The sequence below is a fragment of the Rhizobium sp. CB3060 genome (assembly GCF_025200735.1).
GTDB lineage: Bacteria > Pseudomonadota > Alphaproteobacteria > Rhizobiales > Rhizobiaceae > Rhizobium.
Window position 1 is genome coordinate 38295 of sequence record NZ_CP104158.1, and the last position, 19073, is coordinate 57367.

At 60.3% G+C, this 19073-nt stretch carries 19 protein-coding genes and 2 pseudogenes; 16 read left to right on the forward strand and 5 right to left on the reverse strand.

The genetic code is table 11. The features are described 5' to 3' along the window. Positions 1 to 5 precede the first annotated feature (5 nt). From N2601_RS00180 to trmB, 15 genes are all read left to right on the forward strand, one after another. The gene (locus N2601_RS00180) at positions 6 to 848 is read left to right on the forward strand and encodes a PhzF family phenazine biosynthesis protein (protein ID WP_104821830.1); all 843 of its coding nucleotides are present in this window, start codon (positions 6 to 8) and stop codon (positions 846 to 848) included. Between the two features lie 68 nt (positions 849 to 916). Continuing rightward, on the forward strand, positions 917 to 1408 hold the full coding sequence (locus N2601_RS00185; RefSeq protein ID WP_104821831.1) for a universal stress protein: 492 nt from the start codon (positions 917 to 919) through the stop codon (positions 1406 to 1408). Between the two features lie 133 nt (positions 1409 to 1541). Then, positions 1542 to 2108: a NifU family protein gene (locus tag N2601_RS00190; RefSeq protein ID WP_104821832.1), complete on the forward strand. Its 567-nt coding sequence runs from the start codon at positions 1542 to 1544 to the stop codon at positions 2106 to 2108. Between the two features lie 124 nt (positions 2109 to 2232). Then, positions 2233 to 2889 (forward strand): tRNA (adenosine(37)-N6)-threonylcarbamoyltransferase complex dimerization subunit type 1 TsaB, encoded by a 657-nt coding sequence (gene tsaB / locus N2601_RS00195; RefSeq protein WP_104821833.1) that lies wholly within the window; start codon positions 2233 to 2235, stop codon positions 2887 to 2889. A 2-nt stretch (positions 2890 to 2891) separates the two neighbouring features. Beyond that, positions 2892 to 3386, forward strand: coding sequence for a GNAT family N-acetyltransferase (locus N2601_RS00200; protein ID WP_104821834.1), 495 nt, complete (start codon positions 2892 to 2894; stop codon positions 3384 to 3386). Between the two features lie 38 nt (positions 3387 to 3424). Further along, on the forward strand, positions 3425 to 3853 hold the full coding sequence (locus N2601_RS00205; RefSeq protein ID WP_104821835.1) for a Fur family transcriptional regulator: 429 nt from the start codon (positions 3425 to 3427) through the stop codon (positions 3851 to 3853). Between the two features lie 30 nt (positions 3854 to 3883). Further along, entirely contained in the window at positions 3884 to 4681 is a 798-nt protein-coding gene (locus N2601_RS00210) for a lysophospholipid acyltransferase family protein (RefSeq protein ID WP_104821836.1), read from the forward strand. A gap of 60 nt (positions 4682 to 4741) precedes the next feature. Beyond that, complete coding sequence (miaB, locus tag N2601_RS00215; RefSeq protein ID WP_104821837.1) at positions 4742 to 6154, forward strand: tRNA (N6-isopentenyl adenosine(37)-C2)-methylthiotransferase MiaB; 1413 nt, start codon at positions 4742 to 4744, stop codon at positions 6152 to 6154. 30 nt (positions 6155 to 6184) lie between these two features. After that, positions 6185 to 7243 carry a PhoH family protein gene (locus N2601_RS00220; protein WP_104821838.1) on the forward strand — a complete coding sequence of 353 codons (1059 nt, stop codon included), beginning with the start codon at positions 6185 to 6187 and terminating at the stop codon, positions 7241 to 7243. Next, positions 7243 to 7749: an rRNA maturation RNase YbeY gene (gene ybeY / locus N2601_RS00225; protein WP_104821839.1), complete on the forward strand. Its 507-nt coding sequence runs from the start codon at positions 7243 to 7245 to the stop codon at positions 7747 to 7749. The genes N2601_RS00220 and ybeY overlap by 1 nt, the downstream gene beginning before the upstream one ends. A 24-nt stretch (positions 7750 to 7773) precedes the next feature. After that, on the forward strand, positions 7774 to 8946 hold the full coding sequence (locus tag N2601_RS00230) for a hemolysin family protein (RefSeq protein WP_104821840.1): 1173 nt from the start codon (positions 7774 to 7776) through the stop codon (positions 8944 to 8946). 78 nt (positions 8947 to 9024) lie between these two features. Then, complete coding sequence (lnt, locus tag N2601_RS00235; protein ID WP_104821841.1) at positions 9025 to 10626, forward strand: apolipoprotein N-acyltransferase; 1602 nt, start codon at positions 9025 to 9027, stop codon at positions 10624 to 10626. A 153-nt stretch (positions 10627 to 10779) separates the two neighbouring features. Further along, positions 10780 to 11199, forward strand: a complete 420-nt coding sequence (locus tag N2601_RS00240) for a helix-turn-helix domain-containing protein (protein ID WP_104821842.1) — start codon at positions 10780 to 10782, stop codon at positions 11197 to 11199. Between the two features lie 188 nt (positions 11200 to 11387). After that, on the forward strand, positions 11388 to 12641 hold the full coding sequence (gene metK / locus N2601_RS00245) for a methionine adenosyltransferase (protein WP_104821843.1): 1254 nt from the start codon (positions 11388 to 11390) through the stop codon (positions 12639 to 12641). Beyond that, the gene (gene trmB / locus N2601_RS00250) at positions 12638 to 13339 is read left to right on the forward strand and encodes a tRNA (guanine(46)-N(7))-methyltransferase TrmB (protein ID WP_104821844.1); all 702 of its coding nucleotides are present in this window, start codon (positions 12638 to 12640) and stop codon (positions 13337 to 13339) included. Before metK ends, trmB begins: the two co-directional genes overlap by 4 nt. Before the next feature lie 242 nt (positions 13340 to 13581). Here the strand turns inward: trmB and N2601_RS00255 are convergent, their stop codons facing one another. Together N2601_RS00255 and N2601_RS00260 are read right to left on the reverse strand one after the other, a co-directional pair. Beyond that, positions 13582 to 13839 (reverse strand): BQ00720 family protein, encoded by a 258-nt coding sequence (locus N2601_RS00255; protein ID WP_104821845.1) that lies wholly within the window; start codon positions 13837 to 13839, stop codon positions 13582 to 13584. 45 nt (positions 13840 to 13884) lie between these two features. Continuing rightward, positions 13885 to 14316 carry an Hsp20 family protein gene (locus tag N2601_RS00260; RefSeq protein WP_104821846.1) on the reverse strand — a complete coding sequence of 144 codons (432 nt, stop codon included), beginning with the start codon at positions 14314 to 14316 and terminating at the stop codon, positions 13885 to 13887. A 228-nt stretch (positions 14317 to 14544) separates the two neighbouring features. Here N2601_RS00260 and N2601_RS00265 point away from each other — a divergent pair, with 228 nt between their 5' ends. Next, entirely contained in the window at positions 14545 to 15489 is a 945-nt protein-coding gene (locus tag N2601_RS00265; protein ID WP_104821847.1) for a nucleoside hydrolase, read from the forward strand. 71 nt (positions 15490 to 15560) lie between these two features. Here N2601_RS00265 and N2601_RS00270 read toward each other — a convergent pair. From N2601_RS00270 to N2601_RS00280, 3 genes and pseudogenes are all read right to left on the reverse strand, one after another. Further along, positions 15561 to 17414, reverse strand: a pseudogene (locus tag N2601_RS00270) (methyl-accepting chemotaxis protein); the annotation flags it as partial. A 12-nt stretch (positions 17415 to 17426) separates the two neighbouring features. Next, a protein-coding gene (locus tag N2601_RS00275) for an IS630 family transposase (RefSeq protein ID WP_260303135.1) occupies positions 17427 to 18384 on the reverse strand; the annotation gives its coding sequence in 2 pieces (ribosomal slippage) (positions 17427 to 18032 and positions 18034 to 18384; 957 coding nt in all). Between the two features lie 81 nt (positions 18385 to 18465). Next, a pseudogene (locus tag N2601_RS00280) lies at positions 18466 to 18963 on the reverse strand (methyl-accepting chemotaxis protein); the annotation flags it as partial. Positions 18964 to 19073 lie beyond the last annotated feature (110 nt).

Below are 19073 nucleotides of genomic sequence, written 5' to 3' on the forward strand. Positions count from 1 at the left end.
CGGCCTTGACTATCTTGCGGATTGCCTCCTTTTCGGAAGACGGAGCCGGCGGCAATCCCGCCGGCGTCTTGATTGCCGATGTCCTGCCCGATGCCGCTGAGATGCAGCGCATCGCGGCCGACGTCGGTTTCTCCGAGACCGCTTTCGCCTGCCCGGAAGGGCAGGGCTGGAGGGTGCGTTATTTCTCTCCAGAATCGGAAGTTCCATTCTGCGGTCACGCGACGATCGCCCTTGGAGCGGCCCTTGCGTTGCGGGAGGGCGACGGGATTTTTGCGCTCGCGCTCAATCAGGCCAATATCACTGTCGAGGGGCACCGAAATGGCGACGTCCTCACGGCGGCCCTGCAATCGCCGCCCACGCAAAGCAAGGCGCCGACGCCTGAATTGCTGTCGGAGGTGCTGGCGCTGTTCGGATATTCGACTGACGATCTGAACCCGGCCATTCCACCCGCGCTTATTCATGGCGGTGCCGATCACTTCATGCTGGCCCTGAAATCCCGCAGGACGCTTGCCGCAATGACCTACGATCTCGATGCGGGGCGCGCTTTGATGATCCGCGAAGGTTGGATCACGATCCTGCTCGCCTACGCCGAAACGCCGCAACTCTTCCATACCCGCAATGCCTTCGCGTCGGGTGGGGTCTATGAAGACCCTGCGACCGGCGCTGCAACCGCAGCCCTCGCTGGATATCTGCGCGACATTGCCTGGCCGCATGGCGGGGCCGTCGACATCATCCAGGGTGAGGATATGGGAATGCGTTCTCGCCTGCGTGCCGATATCCCGGCCGCAGTTGGAAGCTCCATCCGAGTATCAGGTGAGGCGAGGCTTATGGACCCAAAAGCCGGCTGAGCGGCATCTGTCACCGGGTTCAAAACGGGGCTTGCCATGGCACGGATTTCGATGTCAGACTTGATCCCATGGTATCAAAACGTCTCTCACGGCTCGAAGGTCACCGCCGCAAGTTCATGGCGGTCATCGACGGCACTCCCGAATGCCAGCGTGCCGTCCATTATGCCGGCCGGCGCGCCAAGAATTCCAACGGCGGCCTTGTGCTCCTCTTTGTGATCCCCGAAGGCGATTTCCAGCAGTGGCTGGGCGTCGAGGAGATCATGCGGGCCGAAGCGCGCGAGGAGGCCGAGGCGGCAACGGCCAAGGCGGCGCAGATCGTGCGTGAAAATATCGGCATCGATCCGGAGATCGTCATTCGCGAAGGGGCGGCCGCCGAGCAGATCAATGCGGTGATCGAGGAAGACCGGGACATCGCGTTGCTCGTTCTCGCCGCTGGTTCGGCCAAGGAAGGGCCGGGACCGCTGGTGTCTTCGATCGCCGGGCGTGCCGCGGCCTTTCCGATCCCCGTGACGGTGCTGCCCGATACGCTGACGAACGAGGAAATCGACGCGCTGAGCTAAGTTTTTGGGCCTAATTCTTGAGAATCAGTCTCTTGAATAGCGCGGCCAAAAAGCCTATTTTCTTTTGAAATATTCTAAAGTCGGACACGACAGACGTGGTACGGGGCTTCGGTCTCGCCGCATGGAGATCAAGATGTTCATTCAGACCGAAGCGACGCCGAACCCCGCAACTCTGAAGTTCCTGCCGGGCAAGGTGGTGATGGAAAACGGCACGGCCGAATTCCGCAACGCCGAAGAAGCGGAAGCCTCGCCGCTCGCTGCCCGCATCTTCGATGTACCCGGCGTTAGCGGCGTCTATTTCGGCTACGACTTCATCTCCGTCTCCAAGGAGAACCAGGAATGGCAGCATCTGAAGCCCGCCATCCTCGGTTCGATCATGGAGCATTTCATGTCCGGCAAGCCGGTCATGGGCGAAAGCTCGGTTCTTTCCGAAGCACAGGACGCCGGCGGTGAGTTCTTCGACGAAGGCGACGAATCGATCGTGCTGACCATCAAGGAATTGCTCGAGACCCGCGTTCGTCCGGCTGTTGCCCAGGATGGCGGCGATATCACCTTCCGCGGCTTTCGTGACGGCAAGGTCTACCTCAACATGAAGGGATCCTGCTCCGGTTGCCCGTCGTCTACCGCGACGTTGAAGCATGGCATACAGAATCTGCTGCGCCATTTCGTCCCGGAAGTGCAGGAAGTCGAAGCCGTCTAAGCATGGTCCCCAAACATGCGCAGCGGTTTTTGGATAAGATTGTGCAAAAACAGATTTTGGAGTGCAGTGACGGTTTGAAGCTAATTCACTGCGCTTCAAGTTTGGCCTTTTCGGAAAAATTGTGATGATCGTACTGGCGCTCGACACGGCAGGTGTGGATTGCGCTGCCGCTGTGTATGATAGTGGCAGTGATTCTGTGATCGGGGAGGTCACGGAAACGATCGGGCGAGGGCATGCCGAACATTTGATGGATGTTGTCGACCGGGCGCTGGCTGAAGCCGATATAGCGCTCGCGGCAGTGGAGCGTATGGTCGTGACCGTCGGTCCCGGCTCGTTCACCGGCATCCGCATTGGCGTTGCAGCCGCCCGCGGTTTCGCGCTTTCCCTGAACATTCCCGCCGTTGGCGTCACGACCCTCGAGGTCATGGCCGCCGCCGCTCGGGAAACGAATCCGGGTAAATCGGTTCTGGCCGCAATCGACGCCAAGCGCGAGGAGATCTATCTCCAGTCCTTCGATGCCGATGGCCATCCGCTGGATGAGGCGCGCGCCGTGACGATCGATGAAGCGCGTGCGATATCAGATGCTTTCGACGGTGTCGTCACCGGCTCGGCTGTTGCCCGGCTCAGCGACTCTCCGCCGGCGGCGCGGCCGGATGCTTTTCCGATTGCCACCGTCGCCCGGCTGGGCGCTGCCAAACCTGTCAGCGAAAAGCCGAAGCCGCTTTATCTTCGCGGACCCGACGCCAGACCGCAGGCAGGGTACGCAGTCGCCAGGGTATAATCATGCTGGAATCCTATCTCACCCTGAAAGCCGAATACGAGATCGTTCCGATGCAGTTGCAGGATTGTGCCGAGGTGGCTGCGCTGCATGGCGAACGGTTTTCACGGGTTTGGGACGATAGCGAGTTTCAAAATCTCCTGTCGCAGGACACGACCTTCGGCTTTGTCGCGCGCCAGACCAACGCCATCCTGAAAAAGCCGCTTCCCGGCTTCGTTCTGGCGCGGCAGGCGGCGGGTGAAGCGGAAATCCTGACAGTTGCCGTCAACGCCAAACTTGGCCGCTCCGGCCTCGGCTGGCGGCTGATGCAGGCGGCGTTGCGCGAGGCGCGCAACCGCGGCGGCGAAACCATGTTCCTGGAGGTCGATGGCGGCAATCAGCCGGCGCTCGGTCTCTACCGCAAGCTCGGTTTCGAAACGGTCGGCGAACGCAGGGCCTATTATGTCGACGAAAACGGCGCGAAATCGACGGCGCTTGTCATGCGCCGTGTTCTTCGCTAGTCCGTTGTCCTAGACGAATAGACCGAAGACCGTATTCAATGACCGATCCCGTAAAATCCCTTGAGGAGCTTTGCGCCGAGCGCGGCATGCGCATGACGGAGCAACGGCGGGTCATTGCGCGCATCATCGAGAGTTCGGAAGATCATCCCGACGTCGAAGAGCTGCACCGCCGCTCCGTGAAGGTGGATGCGAAGATCTCGATTTCGACGGTTTACCGCACCGTAAAGCTTTTCGAGGATGCCGGCATCATCGAGCGCCATGACTTCCGTGACGGGCGTTCGCGGTACGAAACCGTGCCGGAAGAGCATCACGATCACCTGATCGACCTGAAGAGCGGCGAAGTGATCGAATTCCACTCGCCGGAGATCGAGGCGCTGCAGGAGCGCATTGCCCGCGAACACGGTTTCAAGCTCGTCGACCATCGGCTGGAGCTCTACGGTATTCCGCTGAACAAGGACGAACGCTGAAGTGGCGGCGGTCGTGCGGGAGCGGATGATTTGATAACCTGGCTGCGCGTCGGCTGTGCCGTCTTTGTCATCTGCGTTGTCAGCCTCGTCCTGCTGCCGCTGCAGATTCTTTGCCTGCGCTTCGATTGGAAGCCCAGGCGCTATCTGCCGCGCTACTGGCATCGCATCATTTGCCATTGCCTTGGCGTCCGCATCCACATTGTCGGAGAGCTTGAGCGTCGCCGGCCGCTGATGCTGGCTGCGAACCACGCTTCCTGGCTCGATATTCTGGTGCTTTCCGCAGTTGCCGACGTCGCCTTCATCGCAAAATCGGAAGTGCGGGACTGGCCGATCTTCGGACTCTTCGCCCAATGGCAGAAGAGCGTGTTCATCGAACGCGAGCAGAAGCGCAAGACCGGCGACCAAGTGAGCGAGATCGCCGAGCGCATGGCCGATGGCGAGATCATGGTGCTGTTTCCGGAAGGCACGACCTCGGACGGCAACCGTCTGCTCGAGGTCAAATCCTCGTTGTTCGGCGCAGCCGCCGCCGCTTTGCCGAAGACGCCGGATGCCGTCGTTCACGTCCAGCCGGTCGCGGTTGCCTATACCCGGGTTCATGGCGTCGCCATGGGCCGTTATTATCGCCCTATCGCGGCTTGGCCTGGTGACATCGAGCTGGTGCCGCATCTGAAGGGCATCTTTGCCTGCGGGGCCATCGATGTCGATGTCTGCTTCGGCGAGGCGGTGGATTATCGCGCCGACACCAACCGCAAGGAGGTCAGCGCCACCGTGGCGCGGCGCATCCGCGCCATGCTGGCGAGCCGGCTGCTCGGCCGCGAGATTGCCTGATATTCCGGCGATTTTAACTTTTTCATTTTCTCAGGAAGCAAAAGCCACTACATAGCGGCCATGACCAAGGACAGTGCACTTCTCGACGCCCCGCAGCCCAATGTTTTAGAGATTGGGATGCGCGATGGCTCCAACAGCCGTAAGGTTTTCATCAAGACCTACGGCTGCCAGATGAATGTCTACGACTCGACACGGATGAGCGATGCGCTCGCCCGTGATGGCTATGAGCCGACCGAGGACATGGAAGAAGCCGATCTCGTCCTGCTGAACACTTGCCACATCCGCGAGAAGGCAGCTGAAAAGGTTTATTCGGCACTCGGGCGCCTGCGCGAGATGAAGAAGCGCAAGGCCGCCGATGGCCGCGACATGATGATCGGCGTCACCGGCTGCGTCGCCCAGGCCGAGGGCGAGGAAATCCTCCGCCGCGCGCCCGCTGTCGACGTCGTCATCGGCCCGCAGACCTATCATCGCCTGCCGGACGCGCTGCGCCGCGCCAAGGAAGGCGAGCGCGTGGTCGATACGGAATATGCGATCGAAGACAAGTTCGAACATCTGCCGATCGCCGAGAGCACCAAAATTCGCGCCCGAGGTGTCACCGCCTTTCTGACCGTGCAGGAGGGCTGCGATAAGTTCTGCACCTTCTGCGTCGTTCCCTATACGCGCGGCTCCGAAGTCTCCCGTCCGGTCGCCCAGATCGTCGAGGAAGCGCAAAAACTTGTGGATGGCGGTGTGCGCGAAATCACGCTGCTTGGCCAGAATGTCAATGCCTGGCACGGAACCGGGCCGAAGGGCGAAGCCTGGAGTCTCGGCGACTTGCTCTACCTGCTGGCTGAAATCCCGGGCCTTGCCCGGCTGCGCTATACCACCAGCCATCCGCGCGACATGGACGACCGGTTGATTGCGGCCCATCGCGATTTGCGCACCTTGATGCCCTATCTCCATCTGCCGGTTCAATCCGGTTCCGACCGCATCCTCAAAGCGATGAATCGGCGGCACACGGCGGCGGAATATCTCGCTTTGATCGAAAAAATCCGTGCGGCACGGCCGGATATCGCCCTTTCGGGTGATTTCATTGTCGGTTTCCCGGGGGAGACAGAGCAGGATTTTGCGGATACACTTCGTCTTGTGGAGGAGGTGAACTATGCGCAAGCCTTCTCGTTTAAATATTCGACGCGCCCTGGAACGCCGGGTGCGGAATTGAAGGGCCAAGTGCCGGAAGAGATCAAGGCGGAACGACTGGAACGATTGCAGGCGCTGCTTTTGAAGCAGCAGCACGCTTTCGCTGACGCCTGTGTCGGCAAGGTGGTCGATATACTGCTGGAGAAGCCGGGCCGCATGCCGGGTCAGTTGATCGGCCGATCTCCTTGGCTGCAATCTGTGAATGTTGATGCAAAAGCATCGCAAATCGGTGACATTATCAATGTACGAATCATCGGAACCAGCACGAACAGCCTTTTTGCTGAGTTGCTTTAGGTTCCGGACCAGGCAAAGGAGCCGGACCGCTTGAACGGACAGGAATTGGTTTCTTCTTCATCGCGCCAGCCACGCACCGCGAGCGACGCCAATCACTTCATCCTGACGTTCGAGAACAATCGGTTCGCCAGCGAACTTTTCGGACAGTTCGATCAGAATTTGAAGCTGCTCGAAGAGCGTCTGGGCATCGACGCACGCGCACGCGGCAATTCCGTCATTATCACGGGTGATGTGCTGGCCACCAACCAGGCGCGCCGCACGCTCGATTATCTCTATGACAAGCTGCAGAAAGGTGGGAATGTGGAGCGCTCCGACGTGGAAGGAGCAATCCGCATGGCGGTTGCCGCCGATGACCAACTGACGCTGCCGACGATGGAGAAAAAAGCCAAGCTGACGATGGCGCAGATTTCGACGCGCAAGAAGACGATCATCGCGCGCACGCCGACGCAGGACGCCTATATCAGGGCGATGGACCGTTCCGAGATGGTTTTCGGCGTCGGTCCGGCCGGTACGGGCAAGACCTATCTCGCCGTTGCCCACGCCGCTCAGCTTTTGGAGCGCGGCGCGGTCGAGAAGATCATCCTGTCGCGCCCGGCCGTCGAAGCCGGCGAGCGTCTTGGCTTCCTGCCCGGCGATATGAAGGAGAAGGTCGACCCCTATCTCCGCCCGCTCTATGATGCGCTCTACGACATGATGCCGGGCGACAAGGTCGAACGCGCCATCACCGCTGGCGTCATCGAAATCGCTCCGCTCGCCTTCATGCGTGGTCGCACGCTTGCCAACGCCGCCGTCATCCTCGACGAGGCGCAGAATACCACCTCGATGCAGATGAAGATGTTCCTGACGCGTCTCGGTGAGAATTCGCGCATGATCATCACCGGCGACCCCAGCCAGATCGACCTGCCGCGCGGTGTCAAATCCGGCCTGGTGGAGGCCTTGCAGCTCCTGAACGACGTCGAAGGTATAACCATCGTGCGCTTCAAGGACACAGACGTCGTCCGTCATCCCTTGGTGGCGCGCATCGTCAGGGCTTACGACTCGAACTACCTCGCCCCCGTCGCTGGTGGTGAGGCCGATCCGCAGATCTGATGGCCGATCTCGATATACAGATCAGCGTCGAAGAGGGCGGCTGGCCCTCGGAAGAGGCATTGCAGGCCCTGGCCGAGCGCGTGTTGGGCGCGGCTGTGGCCTATCTCGAAAAATACGAGAAGCAGCCTTTTCCGAAAATGGCGCCGGAATTGTCGCTGGTCTTCACCGACGATGCCTCGATCCGGGAGATCAATGCGGAATGGCGCGAGCAGGACAAGGCGACCAATGTCCTGTCGTTCCCCGCTTTTCCGCTGGCGCCGGGCGGCAGACCCGGCCCGATGCTCGGCGATATCATCATCGCCAAAGAGACGGTGGAGCGCGAGGCGGTCGAGCTGGAAAAGAGTTTTGATGACCATCTGACCCATTTGATGGTGCATGGTTTCTTGCATCTCTTCGGCTACGACCATATGAATAATAGCGAAGCCGAAATAATGGAGGGGCTGGAGACTCGCATTTTGGCGGAGCTTGGCCTATCTGATCCCTATGCGGGGCAGGACCCCATTTGACTGAACCCTGTCTGATCAGGAACAATGAGCGACTTTACGACAAGACCGGCCCCCGAGGCCAAAGACGGAGCCGAAACAGCCTCCTCCGATGAGGCGGGCAGTAGTAGCGGCAAACGATCACACTCATCCTTCTGGGCCCGCGCTGCGCGCATTTTGCGCCCAGCTCAAGGCTCTGCACGTCTGCGCGAGGATCTCGCCGACGCGCTGATGACCAACGCCACCGATGACGACGCTTTCTCGCCGGACGAGCGGGCAATGCTGCACAACATCCTCCGTTTCCGCGAGGTGCGTGTCGAGGACGTCATGGTGCCGCGCGCCGATATCGAGGCGGTTGACCAGAATATCACCATCGGCGAGCTGATGATCCTGTTCGAGGAGAGTGGTCGCTCGCGCATGCCGGTCTATGCCGAAACGCTCGATGATCCGCGCGGCATGGTGCATATCCGCGACCTACTGTCTTATGTCGCCAAGCAGGCGCGCAACAAGCGCCGCGGCAGCAATGGCAAGGCGGCGGCAGCGGCATCTGCGTCGACTGCGAGCCCGACTGAGAAGCCTCCGCGCTCGGCCAAGCCGAATTTCGACCTTTCGCGCGTCGACCTGCAGAAGACGCTCGCCGAAGCCGGCATCATCCGAAAAATCCTGTTCGTGCCGCCCTCCATGCTGGCGTCGGATCTTCTCCGCCGCATGCAGGTCAACCGCACGCAGATGGCCCTCGTCATCGATGAATATGGCGGCACCGACGGCCTCGCCTCACATGAGGACATCGTCGAAATGGTCGTCGGCGATATCGATGACGAACATGACGACGAGGAAGTCATGTTCAAGCGTGTCTCCGAAGACGTTTTCGTCGCCGATGCCCGCGTCGAGCTGGAAGAGATTGCCGCCGCCATCGGCACCGATTTCGACATCAGCGAGCAGGTGGACGAGGTGGATACGCTCGGCGGCCTGATCTTCTCGGCGCTCGGCAGGATCCCGGTGCGCGGCGAGCTCGTCCAGGCGCTGCCAGGCTTCGAATTCCATATCCTCGATGCCGATCCGCGCCGCATCAAACGGGTTCGCATCACGCGTAAGCGTCATGCCGTGCGCCGCCGTCCGGCCAAGGCCGAGGGGGAAGGTGGCGTACTCGAGCGCGATTTGCCGTCGCCGGATACGCTTCCGGACGAACCTTCGGCAGAACGGAACACGGCCAGCCAATAAATGGCGCTTCAGCAGGACAAACCGCTGCTTTTTTGAAAGACTGCGGCCAATGATTCGCAGTTTGGACGGAGCGCGCGCATGGAACGGCTTTCGGGCAAGGTTATCCTCGTCTGGGGTTTCAAGCGCGCATTTCTCGCCATCGTTGCCGGAGCAATCGGCGTCCTCGCCTTGCCGCCCTTCGGCTTCTTCGCGGCGATGTTCGTCTCTTTCACGCTGCTTGTCTGGCTGCTGGATGGCGCTGCCGCCGGTCCCGATAGCGGCTTCCTTGGGCGCCTCTGGCCGGCTTTTGCCATCGGCTGGCTGTTCGGTTTCGGTTATTTCGTCGCCGGTCTCTGGTGGCTCGGCCATGCGCTTCTGATCGATGCCGATGCGTTCGCCTGGGCGCTGCCGCTGGCGATCCTCGGTCTGCCGGCGTTTCTCGCGATTTTCTATGGCGTGGCGGCGGCGCTGGCCCGGCTGCTCTGGTCCGACGGCATGGGGCGCATTGCCGCACTCGCCTTCGCCTTTGGCCTGCTGGAATGGCTGCGCAGCTTCCTTTTCACCGGCTTTCCCTGGAATGCCATCGGCTACGGCGCCATGCCCATTCCGCTGATGATGCAATCGGCGCATGTGATCGGCGTGCTCGGCGTCACCGTGCTTGCGGTCTTCGTTTTCGCGTCCCCGGCACTACTTGGAACGCGCCAGGGGCGGGTGCCGGGGATCGGGCTCGCCGCACTCATCGCCGCCGCGCATTTCGGTTACGGCTATTATGCGCTCAGTCTGCCGGAACCCCTGGCGAGCGGCGGCAAGACGGCGCCGGTGGTGCGCATCGTCCAGCCCGCGATCGACCAGGAAGCCAAGATGGACACCGATGCCGACCGCGCCGCGATCTTCGACAAACATCTGTCGCTCTCGGTGCAGCCGCCCATCAATGGTGGCAAACGGCCCGACATCATCGTCTGGCCGGAGACCGCTATCCCCTTTATTTTGACGGATAATCAGGACGCGCTGACCCGCATTGCCGATCAGCTCGACGATGACCAGATCCTGATCACCGGCGCCGTTCGCGTCGAGGACATGGGTCCCGGTCTCGAGCCGCGCTATTACAACTCCATCTATGTGATCGACGGCCGCGGCCAGATTATCGGCGCCTCCGACAAGACCCATCTTGTGCCGTTCGGCGAGTACGTGCCCTTCGAAAACATCCTCGGTTATCTCGGAATTCAGAATGTCATCGAGTTGCCGGGCGGGTTTTCAGCGGCCGCCAGCCGGCAGTTGCTGACGCTGCCAAGCGGCGTCAAACTTTATCCGCTGATCTGTTACGAGATCATTTTCCCGAACGAAATGACACCGGAAATCCAGCAAGCCAACGCCATTCTGAACGTTACGAATGATGCCTGGTTCGGCGACACGCCAGGCCCCTATCAGCATTTCCTGCAGGCGCGGGTAAGGGCTGTCGAACAGGGTTTGCCGCTGATTCGCAGCGCCAATACGGGTGTTTCGGCCTATGTCGACGCTCACGGACGTTTGATTTCCGGAATCGACTTTAATGAGCAAGGATTTGTCGACGCCACTTTGAGTAGCGCAACCGTGTCGCCTATCGACGATAGGATACGAAATGCATACTTCTGGTTGGCAATCGGGGTAGTCGGTATAATCGCTGTGATTTCACGCATGGGTTTTATTTCAAGGGCGAATTGACCAAAAAACCCTAAAATTGCATAGTGGTTGTTGTCTGCCTTTTGAACGTAAACTAGAAGCCGGGTGGGGCGTCGGCTGCAACGTAGCGTTATAGGGGTGGTTAAGGGCACCGGATGGCAGGACCTGAATTCAACCTATGTTAGGGCAATTATGATGATTGAGAACAAAAAGAAGCCGAACCCCATCGACATCCATGTCGGTAGCCGCATCCGCCTCCGCCGTACCATGCTGGGCATGAGCCAGGAGAAGCTCGGCGAGAGCCTCGGAATCACTTTCCAGCAAATTCAGAAGTATGAGAAAGGCACCAACCGCGTTGGCGCCAGCCGTCTTCAGAATATTTCCAGCATTCTTAACGTTCCGGTTTCCTTCTTCTTCGAGGACGCGCCGGGTGAGCATGCGGCAACCGCCGGCGGCATGGCCGAGGCTTCCAGTTCCAATTATGTGGTCGATTTTCTCTCTTCCTCGGAAGGGCTGCAGCTCAACCGCGCCTTCGTGAAAATTTCCGATGGCAAGGTCCGCCGCAAGGTGGTCGAGCTCGTCAAGGCCCTCGCAGCCGAGGCCGACGCCGAATAAGCGTTTTTAAGCAGCGCTGCAGTGGCAAAGTCGCAAGGCGGTCATTTTGGCCGCCTTTTCCATGTTTATGGCAAAATTTTATCACTTTCGCCGGGATATAAAGATATATTTATGTCCTTCTGTGGCTTGTTTTTCGCGCTCGAGACGAATATCAAAAGCGGAGATTTGTTCTTTGAGGGGAATCCCATATGCGCGCGAATTATCTGTTTACCAGCGAGTCTGTTGCCGAAGGTCACCCGGATAAAGTCTGTGACCGCATCTCCGACGAAATCGTCGATCTGGTCTACCGCGAAGCGGCAAAGACCGGCGTCAACCCCTGGGGCGTGCGCATTGCCTGCGAGACCCTTGCCACCACCAACCGCGTCGTCATCGCCGGCGAAGTTCGTCTGCCGCCGAGCCTGATGAAGAAGGACAAGGATGGCAACGACGTCATCAATCCCTCGAAGTTCAAGGCCGCTGCCCGCCGCGCCATCAAGGATATCGGTTACGAACAGGACGGCTTCCATTGGAAGAAGGCGCGCATCGACGTTCTCCTGCACTCGCAGTCCGCCGACATCGCCCAGGGCGTCGACAACGCCGCCGACCAGCAGGGCGATGAAGGTGCCGGCGACCAGGGCATCATGTTCGGCTATGCCTGCCGCGAAACGCCGGACCTCATGCCGGCGCCGATCTACTATTCGCACAAGATCCTGCAGCTCCTCGCTGCCGCCCGCAAGAAGGGCGACGGCGAAGTCGCCAAGCTCGGCCCGGACGCCAAGAGCCAGGTGACCGTCCGCTACGTCGACGGCAAGCCGACCGAAGTGACCTCGATCGTTCTTTCCACCCAGCATCTCGATGATAGCTGGGATTCGGCGAAGGTTCGCGCCGTCGTCGAACCCTATATCCGCGAAGCTCTCGGCGAGCTGAAGATCGCGGCCGACTGCAACTGGTACATCAATCCCACCGGCAAGTTCGTCATCGGCGGTCCGGATGGTGATGCCGGCCTGACAGGCCGCAAGATCATCGTCGATACCTACGGCGGTGCTGCACCGCACGGCGGCGGCGCCTTCTCCGGCAAGGACACGACCAAGGTCGACCGTTCCGCTGCCTACGCTGCGCGCTACCTCGCAAAGAACGTCGTAGCCGCCGCTCTTGCCGACCGCTGCACGATCCAGCTCTCCTACGCCATCGGCGTTGCTCAGCCGCTGTCGATCTATGTCGACCTGCACGGCACCGGCAAGGGCGTCAGCGAAGACCAGATCGAAGCGGCGATCCGCAAGAACATGGACCTTTCGCCGACCGGCATCCGCCGCCATCTCGACCTTAACAAGCCGATTTACGCGAAGACCTCGGCTTACGGCCATTTCGGCCGCAAAGCAGGCCGCGACGGCTCGTTCTCCTGGGAGCGCACGGACCTCGTCAAGGCCCTGAAGGAAGCTGTGAAGACCCGGGAAGCTGCATGATCGATACCGAGCGCCGGTCGCGGGCGACGGAAGCATTCTTCGGCCGGCGCAAGGGAAAGCCTTTGCGCGGCCAGCAGGCCGAAAGGCTGGAAGCGCTGCTGCCGCAATATATCGTCGATCTCTCTGCACCGGCGCCGCAGCCGCTGAATGATCTGTTCCCGGTGCAGACCGAGCGTCTGCGCCTGGAAATCGGCTTCGGCGGCGGCGAACACCTGATCCACCGGGCGCTGGAATCTCCGGCGACCGGCTTTATCGGCGTCGAGCCCTTCGTCAATTCCATGCAGAAGCTGCTTGCCCGCGTCGACGAAACCGGCGCGCGCAACATCCGCGTCTATAATGACGACGCCACGCAACTGCTGGATTGGCTGCCGGAGGGCTGCCTCGACCAGATCGATCTGCTCTATCCCGATCCCTGGCCGAAGAAAAAACACTGGAAGCGCCGCTTCGTCTCGCAGGTCAATCTCGATCGCTTTCACCGCGTCCTGAAGCCCGGCGCCATCTTCTGCTTCGCCTCCGACATCGACACCTATGTCAACTGGACGCTGCAGCACTGCGCCGCCCATGGCGGCTTTGAATGGATGGCAAACAATGCCAGCGACTGGCTGACGCCCTATGAAGGCTGGCCCAGCACGCGCTATGAGGCAAAAGCCCGGCGCGAGGGACGGTCTTCGGCCTATCTGACGTTCAAGAGAGTTTAAGCGGCAATCCCGCCTCTCGCAATTTCGCGGCGCGAAATCGCTCAAATCCTCCTTTCTACCCGTTAGGGTGAAGAAGCTATTGCCATGTGCATGTCAGCCAGTTTGGAAGGTGGAGTTACAGCTTCTCCTCCGCGGGAGAAGGACGAGCGTCAGCGCCGGTTGAGAGGGGCATTACACCGGGATAGGAATGCTCTGACGCAATCGCGGTCGCAGCGCCTCGATCAACTAATGGCACGGAGCCCTCAATGAAGGCTGACCGTCTTCAGCTCGTCCTCAGCCGCCTTATAGAAGGTGCTGGACCGGTTGTCGGTCAGAAGAATCGGAGTGCCATCGGCGCCGAAAAGCGCCCAGAGGTCGACATTCGGATCGATGTCCGGCGCCTCGGGAAAGCAACGGGACACTTCGTCCGAATGGATCTTTCTGACATAGGCAACCTCACCCGCACCAATATTGGCGAGTTCGGATTGAGTCAGGCGCGCAGTGGCTTCTCTCAAAAGCATGTTCGTACCTCCAGCATGAGGGACCAGCGGCAATCTGCCGTTGTCTTACTGTGATACCGAAATGTTAATTTTCTTTACCATCCGGTCCGGTTCCGGCCGAATGAGATCGACGGAAAGCAGGCCGTTCTTCAAGACGGCGCCGAGCACCTGCATGCCGTCTGCCAAAACGAAGACGCGCTGGAACTGACGGGCCGCAATGCCGCGATAGAGATAATCGCGCTCCTCATGCTCCACCTGCCGCCCACGGATCAAAAGCTGGTTTTCTTCCGTGGTGATATCGAGCTCGTCTTCCGAGAAGCCGGCAACCGCAAGCGTAATGCGCAGGCGCTCAGGCTCGCCCGAGAGGCGGTCGGCCCGCATGCGTTCGATATTGTAAGGGGGATAACCATCGCTGACCTTGGAAATCCGCTCCAGCGTCTTTTCCATGGTGTCGAAGCCCAGAAGCAGAGGGCTGGCAAAGGGAGTGGTCCGGCTCATGTCTCAAGTCCTTGGTGTCAAGCGACCTTTCCGGACCTGATCTTTCAGCACCCGGTTACGTGTAATATGGGAGCAGGGGCGGGGGAGTGCAAGGAGGCGCGGCCTTCGCATTTGCGAGATTACTTCCGGTATCGCAATGCCAATGGCCACGCCGGCATCCGGCTGCTTGACAAAGCTTAAACGGGCTCGCATCAAGACTGCCAAGCCGCACCGGAGGAAAGCCCAGAGATGACCGAGCCCAGAAAAATTATCATCGATACCGATCCCGGCCAGGACGACGCCGCCGCGATTTTGCTCGCCTTCGGAAGTCGTGAGGAAATCGACGTACTCGGCATCACCACGGTCGCCGGCAATGTGCCCCTGAGTTTGACGAGCCGCAATGCCCGTATCGTCTGCGAGCTCTGCAACCGCCGCGACGTGAAGGTTTTTGCCGGCGCCGATGCGCCGCTCAAGCGCAAGCTGGTCACCGCCGAACATGTCCACGGCAAGACCGGCCTTGACGGCCCTGACCTGCCGGAGCCGACCATGGAGCTTCAGCCCGGTCATGCCGTCGACTTCATCATCGACACCCTGCGCAACGAGCCGGCCGGCGCGGTCACGCTCTGCACGCTTGGCCCGCTCACCAATATCGCGCTCGCCTTCCAGAAGGCGCCCGACATCATCGCGCGCGTCCGCGAGCTGGTGATGATGGGCGGCGGCTTCTTCGAAGGCGGCAACATCACGCCGGCGGCTGAATTCAACATCTATGTCGACCCGGAAGCGGCCGATGTCGTCTTCCGCTCCGGCGTACCTGTCGTCATGATGCCGCTCGACGTGACCCACCAGCTTCTGACCCGCAAGGATCGTGTGGCTGCTATCGCCGCCGTTGGCACTGCTCCGGCCAAGGCAATGGTCGAGATGCTGGAATTCTTCGAGCGTTTCGATATCGAAAAATATGGCTCTGACGGCGGTCCGTTGCACGACCCCACCGTCATCGCTTATCTGCTGAAGCCGGAGCTTTTCAAAGGCCGCGATTGCAATGTCGAGATCGAAGTGACATCGGAGCTGACCGTCGGTATGACCGTTGTCGACTGGTGGCATGTCACTGACCGTAAGCGCAACGCCAAGGTCATGCGCCATGTCGATGCAGACGGCTTCTTTGCGCTGCTGACCGAGCGCTTTGCACGCATCTGACTTTGCTGCCGCAGGAATAGGAAAAGGCCGCCGGATCGCTCCGGCGGCCTTTTATGGTTTCATTAGTCGGCTCAGAATTCTTCCCATTCACCCTGCGCCAGCGCATTTGCGCCTTGGGTCTGCGGACGCGCCTTGCGCGCTGGAGCGGCGGCCGGGGTAACACTGCGGGCAGGGGCTGGGGCCGGCGTGCGCATCTGCTGAGCGGCAGCGCGCAGTGCGGAGGCATTATCCTGGCCGCCATGCGATACGCGGAAGCGGGCGACGAGCGTTTTCAACGTCTGGGCCTCGTCGTTCAGCGTCACGCTGGCGGCGGTGGTTTCTTCCACCATCGCGGCATTCTGCTGCGTCACCTGGTCCATCTGGTTCATGGCCGAGTTGATTTCCTTCAGCCCGATCGCCTGTTCGCTGGCAGAAGCCGAGATCTGGCGGATGAGGCCGTTGATCTCCATCACTTGCTCGGCGATCTTGTGTAGCGCATTGCCCGTGCGGCCGACGAGATCGACGCCTTCCTTGACCTGGCCGGCCGAGGTGTTGATCAGGGTCTTGATCTCTTTTGCGGCATTGGCCGAACGCTGCGCCAGCTCGCGCACTTCCTGCGCCACGACTGCAAAGCCCTTGCCGGCTTCGCCGGCACGCGCTGCTTCGACACCGGCATTCAGAGCGAGAAGGTTGGTCTGGAACGCGATCTCGTCGATCACGCCGATGATGCGCGAAACTTCCTGCGAGGACTGCTCGATGCCATGCATGGAGGAGATCGCCTTCTGCACGATCTCGCCGGAGCGTCCGGCATCCTCGGATGCCGCGTTGACGCTGCTGGCAGCCGTGCGGGCATTTTCGGCGCTGGAATTGACCTGAGCCGTAAGCTGGTTGAGCGCTGCAGCGGTTTCTTCCAGGCTTGCCGCCTGCTGCTCGGTGCGGCGGGCAAGGTCCGAGGCGCTGTTGCTGATCTCGCCCGTGCCGCTGCCGATATTACCGACGCTGAGGTTCATCGTGTGCACCGTCTCTTCCAGGCTGGCGAGTGCGGCATTGAAGTCCTGCTTCAACTGGGCGTATTCGCCGGGGAATTCCTCGGCGATGCGGTGGCCGAGATTGCCCTTGGAAAGCTCGGCCAGGCTCTGGCCGAGAATGGTGACGATGCGCCGCTGCAGCGCCACGGTTTCGCTTCGCTCCGCTTCCGAGCGATAACGTTCGCCTTCGGCGGCACGGCGCTGGTCGTTGGCCTCGGCCTCCAGCCGCTTGGTATCGGCAAGGGCGAAGCGGAAGCCTTCGAGCGCCTTGGCGACCGAGCCGATCTCGTCGGCACGGTTCTGGCCCTCGACGGGTTCGGCATAGTTGCCGGCGCTGAGATCGTTGACGCTGGCGACCAGTCCGCCGAGCGGCTTCTGTACGAAGGCGCGCACGGCGGCGTAGAGCGCCAGCATGACAGCAACCAGCACGAGGACGCCGCCGATGATCATCATATAGGTCTGGTCGCGCACGGGCGCGGCAATCGCACTGTGCGGCACATCGACGAGGACGACCCAGGTGGCATTGAGGCCGGGCACGGCGAACGGATAGACCACACGGTCGAATTCTTCTCCGCCGTTATCGCTAAGGTTTTTCACCAAGCCCGTCGCCGACGAGGTCAATGCCGCCTTGATGGCATCGGCGCCCTCGCCGCTATAGTCCTTCATCAGGAGGTCCTTGTTCGGCGCCACCAGCCACTTGTTGTCCTGGGAGAGCAGGAGGACGCGGCCGGAACCGAAGGGATGGAGGTTCTGCAGTTTGACGGAAAGTGAAGCGAGCGAGATATCGACGCCCGAGACGCCGATCATCTTGCCGCCGGACATCACCGGATAGGCGATCGAGCTCATGGTCGTCGGAACTTCGGTGCCTTCAGCCAAGTATGGCGGAGTGATGGCGCCCTTGCCGCTGTCGGCGGCGAGAGCCTCGTACTTTTAATCGAACCCATAGCCAGCGGCTGTAAAATAGTTACGACATTCTTGGCTGTTGAAGAGGTCGCAAATCGATCCGAGAGCATTGGAGAGTGCGTCAAACGTGCGAGCGGCCGCGGCTCTAAGGTGGGCCTTAATTTTGGCGAAGGCCATTTCGATCGGGTTCAAATCTGGCGAATAAGACGGCAGAAACAGGAGCCACGCCCCAACTTCCTTGAGGCAGGCTTTGGCTTTATCGCTCTTGTGAACGCGAAGATTATCCAGGATGACGACATTGCCTGGTTCGAGTGTCGGCGCAAGCTGGGTCTTGATGTAGGTGTCGAAGATTTCCCGGTTCATCGGCCTGTCAATAATCCAGGGAGCGGTAAGACCGAAACAGCGCAAGCCTGCAATAAAGGTCTGTGTCCCCCAGTGGCCAAAGGGCGCATCCGCTATGAGACGCTCGCCACGCGGGGAGCGCCCACGCAGTCTCACCATCTTTGTGTTCACCGCGGTTTCGTCCAAGAAAACAAGTCGATGCGGTTCAAATCGCATCCGGGGTTGGCGTTTCGAAATCCAGACATCACGATCTTTTCGGATATCAGCGCGAGCGCGTTCCGACGCCATCAACTGTTTTTTTATATGTGTATCCCTGCGTTATCAAAAACCGCGACAGAGACGATGGTGGAATAACCAATCCATGTTCATCCGTAAGGCGACGGGCAAGCTCTGGCATGGTGATATCCGGTTTGCCTTCGACCTGTGCAACCAGGAAATCGCGAAACGCTGACAGCTTCCCTGCACCTGGTGGCCTTCCTTGACGCGCGGGGGTTATCAGCCCAGTCCGCTCCCGGCGTTGCAGCAGCTTGATCGCACTGCTGTCGCTGATTGCGTAATGACGGGCAGCGGCTCGCCGTGATTGGCCGCTAGCGACCATGGAAACAACACGCTGACGAAGATCAACAGAATGAGATTTACCCATGTGATTCACCTCCAACCGCAGTGAATCACACCAATACCCTCGTGAAAACCCCACTCGATTCTCAATTCAAGTGCGATGCTCGAGCTTCCACCATGCGGCGGTGTAGTCGTTGTCGAAGGTGGAGAACTGGATGCCGCCGTCCTTCGTCTTCGACCAATAGGGTGTGAACACGCCCTTGTCGTTGACGCCTTCGTCCTTGTTGTTGGCGAGTTCAGTTGTCTTGCCGTCGAATGTGCCGAGCTTTTCGCAGAACCAACTGCCGAAGGCGAAGGCGTTCTGCTCGACATTGGCCTTGAGGATATTGATAATGCCCTTGCGATCGAAGGTGTGGCCCTCGTGGCCGCGGCCGATGATGGCGGCCATGGAGCGGGCGGCGCTGGCGAGTTCGCCGACATTGGCGGCAATTTCATTGGAGATGGATTTGGCCTCGCTATTGGCCTGATCCATGGTGAGCATTTCCACGCGATCGCGCGTCTGGGAAATCAGCAGGAAGTTGGAGACGAACAGGACAAGCGCAATCGCTACCCCAGTGACCAGGATGAGCTTGGCCGCGAGCGACTTCATATGAAAGATGGACATCATTTCCTCGAGAGAACGATGCGCCGGATGCACATTATCCGGAGCAAGGTCGGCGCAGGGTGGCCCTATCATGGGGCCGCCGTGAGCGCCCGCCGCGGGGGAGCAAACCC